11 protein-coding genes and 2 pseudogenes are annotated in these 11,195 nt (G+C 51.5%); 7 read left to right on the top strand and 6 right to left on the bottom strand.

The annotated features are described in order from the left end of the window. Together BGK49_RS03105 and yfbV are read right to left on the bottom strand one after the other, a co-directional pair. Positions 1-337: pseudogene (locus BGK49_RS03105) on the bottom strand (IS1-like element IS1A family transposase); the annotation flags it as partial. 96 nt (positions 338-433) lie between these two features. Further along, on the bottom strand, positions 434-889 hold the full coding sequence (gene yfbV / locus BGK49_RS03110) for a terminus macrodomain insulation protein YfbV (RefSeq protein WP_000106627.1): 456 nt from the start codon (positions 887-889) through the stop codon (positions 434-436). A gap of 337 nt (positions 890-1,226) precedes the next feature. On the opposite strand from yfbV, the gene ackA reads away from it, so the two are divergent. The 3 genes from ackA to yfcC all read left to right on the top strand — a co-directional run bounded on the left by ackA (position 1,227) and on the right by yfcC (position 6,358). Further along, positions 1,227-2,429 carry an acetate kinase gene (gene ackA / locus BGK49_RS03120; RefSeq protein ID WP_000095707.1) on the top strand — a complete coding sequence of 401 codons (1,203 nt, stop codon included), beginning with the start codon at positions 1,227-1,229 and terminating at the stop codon, positions 2,427-2,429. Positions 2,430-2,503: 74 nt separating this feature from the next. Then, the gene (pta, locus tag BGK49_RS03125; RefSeq protein ID WP_000086700.1) at positions 2,504-4,648 is read left to right on the top strand and encodes a phosphate acetyltransferase; all 2,145 of its coding nucleotides are present in this window, start codon (positions 2,504-2,506) and stop codon (positions 4,646-4,648) included. Positions 4,649-4,837: 189 nt separating this feature from the next. After that, the gene (gene yfcC, locus BGK49_RS03130) at positions 4,838-6,358 is read left to right on the top strand and encodes a putative basic amino acid antiporter YfcC (RefSeq protein WP_001274500.1); all 1,521 of its coding nucleotides are present in this window, start codon (positions 4,838-4,840) and stop codon (positions 6,356-6,358) included. A 32-nt stretch (positions 6,359-6,390) separates the two neighbouring features. Here yfcC and yfcD read toward each other — a convergent pair whose 3' ends face one another. Genes yfcD through yfcF form a run of 3 tightly spaced genes read right to left on the bottom strand, consistent with a single transcriptional unit; the run spans position 6,391 to position 8,242 of the window. Next, positions 6,391-6,933 (bottom strand): NUDIX hydrolase YfcD, encoded by a 543-nt coding sequence (gene yfcD / locus BGK49_RS03135; RefSeq protein WP_000437935.1) that lies wholly within the window; start codon positions 6,931-6,933, stop codon positions 6,391-6,393. Between the two features lie 57 nt (positions 6,934-6,990). Next, complete coding sequence (gene yfcE, locus BGK49_RS03140; protein WP_005024661.1) at positions 6,991-7,542, bottom strand: phosphodiesterase; 552 nt, start codon at positions 7,540-7,542, stop codon at positions 6,991-6,993. A gap of 55 nt (positions 7,543-7,597) precedes the next feature. After that, a complete protein-coding gene (yfcF, locus tag BGK49_RS03145; protein ID WP_000042452.1) occupies positions 7,598-8,242 on the bottom strand; it encodes a glutathione transferase in 645 nt (214 codons plus the stop codon). A gap of 135 nt (positions 8,243-8,377) precedes the next feature. On the opposite strand from yfcF, the gene yfcG reads away from it, so the two are divergent. From yfcG to BGK49_RS03160, 3 genes are read left to right on the top strand one after another with little or no spacing between them, the layout of a single operon-like run. Next, positions 8,378-9,025 (top strand): GSH-dependent disulfide bond oxidoreductase, encoded by a 648-nt coding sequence (gene yfcG / locus BGK49_RS03150; RefSeq protein ID WP_000566479.1) that lies wholly within the window; start codon positions 8,378-8,380, stop codon positions 9,023-9,025. Positions 9,026-9,081: 56 nt separating this feature from the next. Further along, positions 9,082-9,444, top strand: coding sequence for a dihydroneopterin triphosphate 2'-epimerase (gene folX, locus BGK49_RS03155; RefSeq protein ID WP_000068457.1), 363 nt, complete (start codon positions 9,082-9,084; stop codon positions 9,442-9,444). A gap of 20 nt (positions 9,445-9,464) precedes the next feature. Next, entirely contained in the window at positions 9,465-10,358 is an 894-nt protein-coding gene (locus BGK49_RS03160) for a TIGR01777 family oxidoreductase (RefSeq protein WP_001028334.1), read from the top strand. Between the two features lie 47 nt (positions 10,359-10,405). Here BGK49_RS03160 and rpnB read toward each other — a convergent pair. Further along, positions 10,406-10,975 (bottom strand): annotated as a pseudogene (gene rpnB, locus BGK49_RS03165) (recombination-promoting nuclease RpnB); the annotation flags it as partial. A gap of 55 nt (positions 10,976-11,030) precedes the next feature. Between rpnB and BGK49_RS25165 the strand changes: the two are divergent. Continuing rightward, positions 11,031-11,195, top strand: a 165-nt coding sequence (locus BGK49_RS25165) for an IS1 family transposase (RefSeq protein WP_047664789.1), incomplete at its 3' end; no start/stop codon positions are given.

An 11,195-nucleotide genomic window follows, 5' to 3' on the forward strand; every position in this document is an offset into this window, starting at 1 on the left:
CCCCACTGTTCGTCCATTTCCGCGCAGACGATGACGTCACTGCCCGGCTGTATGCGCGAGGTTACCGACTGCGGCCTGAGTTTTTTAAGTGACGTAAAATCGTGTTGAGGCTAACGCCCATAATGCGTGCAGTTGCCCGGCATCCAACGCCATTCATGGCCATATCAATAATTTTCTGGTGCGTACCGGGTTGAGAAGCGGTGTAAGTGAACTGCAGTTGCCATGTTTTACGGCAGTGAGAGCAGAGATAGCGCTGATGTCCGGCAGTGCTTTTGCCGTTACGCACCACCCCGTCAGTAGCTGAACAGGAGGGACAGCTGATAGAAACAGAAGCCACTGGAGCACCTCAAAAACACCATCATACACTAAATCAGTAAGTTGGCAGCATCACCGGCTGAGTATGCCTTCTTTTATATGCGTAATCAGGGGTCAATTACAAATCATCAAGGAAAGTTTTATCCAGTTGTTTGAAGGCGCGCTTAAGCGTGTCAGCTAATGCCTGGTAATCAGGCTTGCCTTCAACGGGTGCCAACACCTGTCCAGACTCCTGCAATTTACCGCGAACTTCATAAAACCAGTTGAGGATAGCAGGGGGTAATGGCGTTACAGAACGCTTGCCCAGCCACCATAATCCCTGCATGGGTAAACTTAAGGCGAACAGCGCAGTGGCAACTGCCGGCCCAAGCTGACCGCCCAGGGCAATCTGCCAGCAGAGAGTAAATACGGCGATCGGCGGCATAAAACGGATCGCATAACGCGTCATCTTGATAACGCGATTTTCGACAAAGACCGGGGCAAGGCGTTTTTCCAGCGGCCACGTCTTTGAGTAATGCTGTCCCCGGCGAAACAAGCTAAAAAAATTAACAGAACGATTATCCGGCGTTGACATGCTTCACCTCAACTTCACATATAAAGATTCAAAAATTTGTGCAAATTCACAACTCAGCGGGACAACATTCAAAACATTTTGTCTTCCATACCCACTATCAGGTATCCTTTAGCAGCCTGAAGGCCTAAGTAGTACATATTCATTGAGTCGTCAAATTCATATACATTATGCCATTGGCTGAAAATTACGCAAAATGGCATAGACTCAAGATATTTCTTCCATCATGCAAAAAAAATTTGCAGTGCATGATGTTAATCATAAATGTCGGTGTCATCATGCGCTACGCTCTATGGCTCCCTGACGTTTTTTTAGCCACGTATCAATTATAGGTACTTCCATGTCGAGTAAGTTAGTACTGGTTCTGAACTGCGGTAGTTCTTCACTGAAATTTGCCATCATCGATGCAGTAAATGGTGAAGAGTACCTTTCTGGTTTAGCCGAATGTTTCCACCTGCCCGAAGCACGTATCAAATGGAAAATGGACGGCAATAAACAGGAAGCGGCTTTAGGTGCAGGCGCCGCTCACAGCGAAGCGCTCAACTTTATCGTTAATACTATTCTGGCACAAAAACCAGAACTGTCTGCGCAGCTGACTGCTATCGGTCACCGTATCGTACACGGCGGCGAAAAGTATACCAGCTCCGTAGTGATCGATGAGTCTGTTATTCAGGGTATCAAAGATGCAGCTTCTTTTGCACCGCTACACAACCCGGCTCACCTGATCGGTATCGAAGAAGCTCTGAAATCTTTCCCACAGCTGAAAGACAAAAACGTTGCTGTATTTGACACCGCGTTCCACCAGACTATGCCGGAAGAGTCTTACCTCTACGCCCTGCCTTACAACCTGTACAAAGAGCACGGCATCCGTCGTTACGGCGCGCACGGCACCAGCCACTTCTATGTAACCCAGGAAGCGGCAAAAATGCTGAACAAACCGGTAGAAGAACTGAACATCATCACCTGCCACCTGGGCAACGGTGGTTCCGTTTCTGCTATCCGCAACGGTAAATGCGTTGACACCTCTATGGGCCTGACCCCGCTGGAAGGTCTGGTCATGGGTACCCGTTCTGGTGATATCGATCCGGCGATCATCTTCCACCTGCACGACACCCTGGGCATGAGCGTTGACGCAATCAACAAACTGCTGACCAAAGAGTCTGGCCTGCTGGGTCTGACCGAAGTGACCAGCGACTGCCGCTATGTTGAAGACAACTACGCGACGAAAGAAGACGCGAAGCGCGCAATGGACGTTTACTGCCACCGCCTGGCGAAATACATCGGTGCCTACACTGCGCTGATGGATGGTCGTCTGGACGCTGTTGTATTCACTGGTGGTATCGGTGAAAATGCCGCGATGGTTCGTGAACTGTCTCTGGGCAAACTGGGCGTGCTGGGCTTTGAAGTTGATCATGAACGCAACCTGGCTGCACGTTTCGGCAAATCTGGTTTCATCAACAAAGAAGGTACCCGTCCTGCGGTGGTTATCCCAACCAACGAAGAACTGGTTATCGCGCAAGACGCGAGCCGCCTGACTGCCTGATTTCACACCGCCAGCTCAGCTGGCGGTGCTGTTTTGTAACCCGCCAAATCGGCGGTAACGAAAGAGGATAAACCGTGTCCCGTATTATTATGCTGATCCCTACCGGAACCAGCGTCGGTCTGACCAGCGTCAGCCTTGGCGTGATCCGTGCAATGGAACGCAAAGGCGTTCGTCTGAGCGTTTTCAAACCTATCGCTCAGCCGCGTACCGGTGGCGATGCGCCCGATCAGACTACGACTATCGTGCGTGCGAACTCTTCCACCACGACGGCCGCTGAACCGCTGAAAATGAGCTACGCTGAAGGTCTGCTTTCCAGCAATCAGAAAGATGTGCTGATGGAAGAGATCGTCGCAAACTACCACGCTAACACCAAAGACGCTGAAGTCGTTCTGGTTGAAGGTCTGGTCCCGACACGTAAGCACCAGTTTGCCCAGTCTCTGAACTACGAAATCGCTAAAACGCTGAATGCGGAAATCGTCTTCGTTATGTCTCAGGGCACTGACACCCCGGAACAGCTGAAAGAGCGTATCGAACTGACCCGCAACAGCTTCGGCGGTGCCAAAAACACCAACATCACCGGCGTTATCGTTAACAAACTGAACGCACCGGTTGATGAACAGGGTCGTACTCGCCCGGATCTGTCCGAGATTTTCGACGACTCTTCCAAAGCTAAAGTAAACAATGTTGATCCGGCGAAGCTGCAAGAATCCAGCCCGCTGCCGGTTCTCGGCGCTGTGCCGTGGAGCTTTGACCTGATCGCGACTCGTGCGATCGATATGGCTCGCCACCTGAATGCGACCATCATCAACGAAGGCGACATCAATACTCGCCGCGTTAAATCCGTCACTTTCTGCGCACGCAGCATTCCGCACATGCTGGAGCACTTCCGTGCCGGTTCTCTGCTGGTGACTTCCGCAGACCGTCCTGACGTGCTGGTCGCCGCTTGCCTGGCAGCCATGAACGGCGTAGAAATCGGTGCCCTGCTGCTGACTGGCGGCTACGAAATGGACGCGCGCATTTCTAAACTGTGCGAACGTGCTTTCGCTACCGGGCTGCCGGTATTTATGGTGAACACCAACACCTGGCAGACCTCTCTGAGCCTGCAGAGCTTCAACCTGGAAGTTCCGGTTGACGATCACGAACGTATCGAGAAAGTTCAGGAATACGTTGCTAACTACATCAACGCTGACTGGATCGAATCTCTGACTGCCACTTCTGAGCGCAGCCGTCGTCTGTCTCCGCCTGCGTTCCGTTATCAGCTGACTGAACTTGCGCGCAAAGCGGGCAAACGTATCGTACTGCCGGAAGGTGACGAACCGCGTACCGTTAAAGCAGCCGCTATCTGTGCTGAACGTGGTATCGCAACTTGCGTACTGCTGGGTAATCCGGCAGAGATCAACCGTGTTGCAGCGTCTCAGGGTGTAGAACTGGGTGCAGGGATTGAAATCGTTGATCCAGAAGTGGTTCGCGAAAGCTATGTTGGTCGTCTGGTCGAACTGCGTAAGAACAAAGGCATGACCGAAACCGTTGCCCGCGAACAGCTGGAAGACAACGTGGTGCTCGGTACGCTGATGCTGGAACAGGATGAAGTTGATGGTCTGGTTTCCGGTGCTGTTCACACTACCGCAAACACCATCCGTCCGCCGCTGCAGCTGATCAAAACTGCACCGGGCAGCTCCCTGGTATCTTCCGTGTTCTTCATGCTGCTGCCGGAACAGGTTTACGTTTACGGTGACTGTGCGATCAACCCGAATCCGACCGCTGAACAGCTGGCAGAAATCGCGATTCAGTCCGCTGATTCCGCTGCGGCCTTCGGTATCGAACCGCGCGTTGCTATGCTCTCCTACTCCACCGGTACTTCTGGTGCAGGTAGCGACGTAGAAAAAGTTCGCGAAGCAACTCGTCTGGCGCAGGAAAAACGTCCTGACCTGATGATCGACGGTCCGCTGCAGTACGACGCTGCGGTAATGGCTGACGTTGCGAAATCCAAAGCGCCGAACTCTCCGGTTGCAGGTCGCGCTACCGTGTTTATCTTCCCGGATCTGAACACCGGTAACACCACCTACAAAGCGGTACAGCGTTCTGCCGACCTGATCTCCATCGGGCCGATGCTGCAGGGTATGCGCAAGCCGGTTAACGACCTGTCCCGTGGCGCACTGGTTGACGATATCGTCTACACCATCGCGCTGACTGCGATTCAGTCTGCACAGCAGCAGTAATCTCGTCATCATCCGCAGCTTTGCGCTGCGGATATCTGAACCGGAAATAATCACTATTTCCGGTTTTTTATTCTCTTAATCTGCATTAATCCTTTCTGATTATCTTGCTTAACTGCGCTGCATCAATGAATTGCGCCATTTCACTTTGCATACTTACCACTTTGTTTTGTGCAAGGGAATATTTGCGCTATGTCCGCAATCACTGAATCCAAACCAACAAGAAGATGGGCAATGCCCGATACGTTGGTGATTATCTTTTTTGTTGCTATTTTAACCAGCCTTGCCACCTGGGTAGTTCCGGTGGGGATGTTTGACAGTCAGGAAGTGCAGTATCAGGTTGATGGTCAAACAAAAACACGCAAAGTCGTAGATCCACACTCATTTCGCATTCTGACTAACGAAGCAGGCGAACCTGAGTATCACCGCGTACAGCTGTTCACGACGGGCGATGAACGCCCGGGCCTGATGAACTTCCCGTTTGAAGGATTAACCTCAGGATCGAAATACGGGACAGCTGTTGGCATCATCATGTTTATGCTGGTGATTGGCGGCGCGTTTGGCATTGTGATGCGTACAGGAACCATTGATAACGGTATCCTGGCGCTTATTCGCCATACCCGCGGGAATGAAATTCTCTTTATTCCTGCGCTGTTTATTCTGTTTTCACTTGGCGGCGCGGTATTTGGTATGGGAGAAGAGGCCGTCGCCTTTGCCATTATCATCGCACCGCTAATGGTCCGGCTGGGCTATGACAGTATTACCACCGTCCTGGTGACCTATATTGCCACGCAAATCGGTTTTGCCAGTTCGTGGATGAACCCGTTTTGTGTGGTCGTTGCTCAGGGGATTGCCGGCGTTCCGGTGCTTTCTGGCTCCGGGTTGCGCATCGTGGTGTGGGTTATCGCCACTATGATTGGCCTGATCTTTACCATGGTGTACGCCTCACGAGTGAAAAAGAATCCTCTTCTGTCACGCGTGCATGAGTCCGACCGCTTCTTTCGTGAAAAGCAGGCGGATGTTGAACAACGTCCGTTTACCTTTGGTGACTGGCTGGTATTGATTGTCCTGACCGCCGTAATGGTCTGGGTGATTTGGGGCGTGATCGTTAATGCCTGGTTTATTCCAGAAATTGCCAGCCAGTTCTTCACCATGGGTCTGGTGATTGGCATCATCGGCGTTGTTTTCCGCCTTAACGGCATGACGGTTAATACCATGGCTTCATCCTTTACCGAAGGGGCGCGAATGATGATCGCCCCTGCCCTGCTGGTGGGTTTCGCCAAAGGGATTTTGCTGCTGGTCGGTAATGGTGAAGCGGGTGATGCCAGCGTGTTAAATACCATCCTCAACAGCATTGCCAATGCCATTAGCGGTCTGGACAACGCGGTCGCGGCCTGGTTTATGTTGCTCTTCCAGGCGGTATTTAATTTCTTCGTGACGTCCGGTTCTGGTCAGGCGGCGTTAACCATGCCGTTACTGGCACCGCTTGGCGATCTGGTCGGTGTTAACCGTCAGGTTACCGTGCTGGCATTCCAGTTTGGTGATGGCTTCAGTCACATCATTTACCCAACCTCAGCTTCGTTAATGGCAACTCTCGGTGTGTGCAGGGCGGACTTCCGTAACTGGCTGAAGGTGGGCGCGACCCTACTTGGACTGCTGTTTATTATGTCCAGCGTCGTAGTGATCGGCGCTCAGTTGATGGGCTACCACTAAAAATGTTAAGAGCCGCAATTGCGGCTCTTTTTTCATTCTGCCGTTTCAGTCTCTACGGCTTCATTTTTGGCATTGCGCTTCATCCACAACGCCAGCGCTTTCAGCGAGTCTGGAGTGAACTCATCGCAGCGTGCGGTGATTTCTTCCGGCGTCAGCCAGCAAACTTCACTGACTTCATCTTCCTGTAGGGCGAAGGGACCGTGAGAGACGCAGCTGAACAACGCGCCCCAGACACGGCAATTTTTATCTTCGAAATAGAACTGCCCGTGCTCGGCAAAGGGGACACCGGCAATGCCCAACTCTTCTTCCGCTTCGCGACGCGCGGATTCCAGCAGTTGCTCATCGGCCTGAACCACACCGCCTGCGGTCGCATCTAACATGCCGGGTAAAAAGTCTTTTGTCTCGGTACGACGCTGGACCAGAATTTTGCCCATGCCATCATGCACGACGATGTAAGTTGCACGATGACGCAGACACTGTGCCCGCATTTGTTCCCGGCTGGCTTGTGCAATGACTTCGTTCTCTTCATTGACAATATCCACCCATTCAGTACTTGCCAAACGACGCTGTTCCATTATCAGGAAACCTTCTTTTTCTGGCGCTCTTACGGCGCATTTTGAGTTGTGGGTAAATTACGGATTAATCGCGACCTGCGCAATGATACTTTGATCATTGAGTGCGATTACACTAAGTACGTCATTATCCAGCATGCCATAACTCGCCGGATTACCGCCTTTCGGAATACTCACCGAGCCGGGGTTGAAGTGGAAAATCTCCCCCCGCTGTTCTGCCACTGGCAGATGGGTGTGACCGTACACCAGCACATCCTTCTGGTTTAAAGCAGGTAGATTTTCCGGGCCAAAAAGATGACCATGCGTCAAAAACAGACGTTGTTTTTCCAGTAATACCTGTTGCCACGGCGCGGTTATCGGGAAATGCAGCAGCATTTGATCCACTTCGCTGTCGCAGTTGCCGCGCACAGCGATAACCTTATGTGCCACTTCATTAAGCCGTTCAGCGACTTTGGCTGGCGCGTAACCCTCCGGTAAAGCATTACGCGGGCCGTGATTCAACACGTCGCCAAGGATCACCAGCCACTGGGCACCGCTTTGGGCAAACAACTCCAGAACACGTTCCGTCGCCGGTAACGACCCATGAATGTCCGATGCAAACATCAGTTTCATCACTCACTCCTCGTCGAAAAAACGTAAGCTATGATACTGGATTCTGTCGTTGCTATCAGCCAGATTGCTTCGCCGAAAGTGCAATAAAACGCTGGACAGACGCTCGCTGCCACTGGAATGTCGCATAATCCACCAGGCGTTCTGGCACCTCATCGCCATGTAGTACCAGGCGGTTAATCATTAGCGCCAGATCAGTATCAGCAATGCACCATTCACCAAATAAATTCGGCTGACCCAGTGCTAACAAATGTTCTGCCATCGCGAACAGTTTCTCTGCACTGGCTTTTCCCTCGGCCGTTAGTGGCGCTTTTTTCGCCCCCGCAAAGACAACATCCGTCGGACGCTCTTCGCGGATGGGCATCAGATCGCTGCGCAGCCAGGCCTGAATCTGTCGTGCACGCGCACGATTTTCTAAATCAAGCGGATAAATACGTTCCCAGGTCGGTGGCGCAAATCGATCTTCCAGATACTCCGCAATGACAGAAGATTCACTCAACTCAAAATCATCGATTTGTAATAACGGCACACGACGTGTCTGACCGTAACCTTGCCACGTCGGCTGCAAATGTTCACCGCTGTCGAGGTCGATGGTCTTGATATGAAACGACAGGCCTTTTTCCTGCAACGCCACCCAAGCGGATAACACATAAGGGGAGAAAAAGTGGGCATCTGACCAAAGCGTGATAGCGGGTTTACTCATTATGTCCTCGGCAATAAAGGGGGCTGGCTATCAAACTATAGAGCCTTTTTGTCACTGTCACGTGACGAATACTCACGTAAGTCGCCGCGCTTTCTATACTTGTGGTGTTCAGATGATTAAACAACCGGAGCTGCAATGATCGATCTCTATTTCGCCCCGACACCCAATGGTCACAAAATTACGCTGTTTCTCGAAGAAGCAGAGCTTGATTATCGCTTGATTAAGGTAGACCAGGGGAAAGGCGATCAGTTTCGTCCGGAATTTTTGCGCATTTCGCCCAACAACAAAATTCCGGCAATTGTTGATCATTCTCCTGCCGATGGCGGCGAACCGCTAAGCCTCTTTGAATCTGGTGCCATTTTGTTGTATCTGGCTGAGAAAACGGGGCTCTTTTTGAGTCATGAAACGCGTGAACGCGCCGCCACATTACAGTGGTTATTCTGGCAGGTAGGCGGACTGGGGCCGATGCTTGGGCAAAATCATCATTTTAATCACGCAGCCCCCCAAACCATTCCTTACGCTATTGAACGTTATCAGGTTGAAACTCAGCGTCTTTACCATGTACTAAACAAGCGGCTGGAAAACTCGCCCTGGCTGGGAGGCGAGAACTACAGCATTGCGGATATTGCCTGCTGGCCGTGGGTTAATGCCTGGACTCGCCAGCGAATTGACCTCGCAATGTATCCGGCAGTCAAGAACTGGCATGAGCGGATCCGTTCGCGCCCTGCCACCGGGCAGGCACGGCTAAAAGCACAACTCGGTGATGAGCGTTCGGATAGTTAACAGAAACAGGTTCTCGTGTATTATTTCATCCTAAGTAAAACAACGGAGAACCTGCAATGGCACAACCTGCCGCTATTATTCGTATAAAGAACCTTCGTTTACGTACGTTTATCGGAATTAAGGAAGAAGAAATTAACAACCGTCAGGATATTGTTATCAATGTGACGATCCACTACCCCGCCGATAAAGCGCGCACTAGCGAAGATATCAACGATGCGCTGAATTATCGCACCGTAACGAAAAACATTATTCAGCATGTAGAGAATAACCGTTTCTCTTTGTTGGAAAAATTAACTCAGGATGTGCTCGATATCGCACGTGAACATCACTGGGTGACGTATGCTGAAGTGGAGATCGATAAACTGCACGCGCTGCGCTACGCCGATTCGGTATCCATGACCTTAAGCTGGCAGCGTTAACCGCCATATCGGGAGGCTGCATGAACATAGTGATCACCGGAGGGACGGGATTAATTGGTCGCCATTTGATTCCGCGTTTGCTGGAGCTGGGCCATCAAATCACGGTAGTGACGCGTAACCCACAGAAAGCCAGTTCCGTTCTCGGCCCTCGGGTGACGCTATGGCAAGGGCTAGCCGATCAAAGCAACCTCAACGGCGTTGATGCGGTAATCAACCTGGCCGGAGAACCGATTGCTGATAAACGCTGGACTCACGAGCAAAAAGAGCGTCTCTGCCAAAGCCGCTGGAATATCACGCAAAAACTGGTCGATTTGATTAATGCCAGCGACACGCCGCCGTCGGTACTCATTTCCGGCTCGGCAACGGGCTATTATGGCGACTTAGGTGAAGTGGTGGTTACCGAAGAGGAACCGCCGCATAACGAATTTACTCATAAACTCTGCGCCCGCTGGGAAGAGATTGCCTGCCGGGCGCAAAGTGACAAAACGCGAGTGTGCCTGCTGCGAACCGGCGTGGTACTGGCACCGGACGGCGGTATTCTCGGTAAAATGCTGCCACCGTTTCGTCTTGGCCTGGGCGGGCCGATTGACTCTGGTCGGCAGTATCTGGCCTGGATTCATATTGATGATATGGTCAACGGTATTCTCTGGCTGCTGGATAACGAGCTGCGCGGGCCATTTAATATGGTTTCGCCCTACCCGGTACGCAATGAACAATTTGCCCATGCGCTCGGTCACGCGCTGCATCGCCCGGCCATTTTGCGCGTCCCCGCGACCGCCATTCGACTGTTAATGGGCGAATCTTCAGTACTGGTATTAGGTGGACAACGCGCGCTGCCTAAACGGCTGGAAGAAGCGGGTTTTGCGTTTCGCTGGTACGATTTAGAAGAGGCGCTGGCGGATGTCGTTCGCTGATGTGGTTTACAGCAAACATCCGCCAGTTAACTCCCGGTGTTACAGGATTAGTGGCTTTGCGCGATAAGATCGTCTGGTGAAAGTCGGGTCACCATCATAACTAACTCTCTGTCTAAACCTCTATCCAGCATCTCCTGAGCAATACGCAGGGCTTCTTCGTGTTTGCCCTGCATTGCGCCTTCTTCACGTAATCTGTCAGCAATGGTCATCAGTTTCTCCTTTTCTTGTGGTGCGCGTTCCGCTATCTCACCAATAAATGCACGAAAACGCTGGGCATCCCCTGTTTGTAATACGTAATTAAACAGGGCTTTTAGCTGTCTGTCATTAGTGTTCCCTGTAACTAGCAGCGAAACAATTTGGTCGACTAATCCCAACAGATCGCGCTGACGAATATGTTTCTGAATTAACTCCAACAGCGCCATTTTGCGGTGTTGCATAATCTCGTCATCCGGCACCACGGTAATATCCACCAACGGAAACGCTGATGAATATATTTTGCGGGCTATAGCAGGCTCGGCAAATTCATCAAGCCAGCAGAGTGAATAAGGATAAGGACTTCTGCAACCATGATAAAACAGCATCGGGATCACCAATGGAAGCTCTTTATAGCCCGCATCGGTAATGCTGCCAACTTACTGATTTAGTGTATGATGGTGATTTTAAGGTGCTTGCGTGGCTTCCATTTCCATCAGATGTCCTTCCTGCTCCGCTACTGAAGGCGTGGTGCGTAACGGCAAAAGCACTGCCGGACATCAGCGCTATCTCTGCTCTCATTGCCGTAAAACATGGCAACTACAGTTCACTTACACCGCCTCTCAGCCCGGTACGCACCAGAAA

Origin of the sequence: Shigella sp. FC1544 (assembly GCF_001722145.1) — a bacterium.
Classification (GTDB): Bacteria; Pseudomonadota; Gammaproteobacteria; order Enterobacterales; family Enterobacteriaceae; genus Escherichia; species Escherichia coli.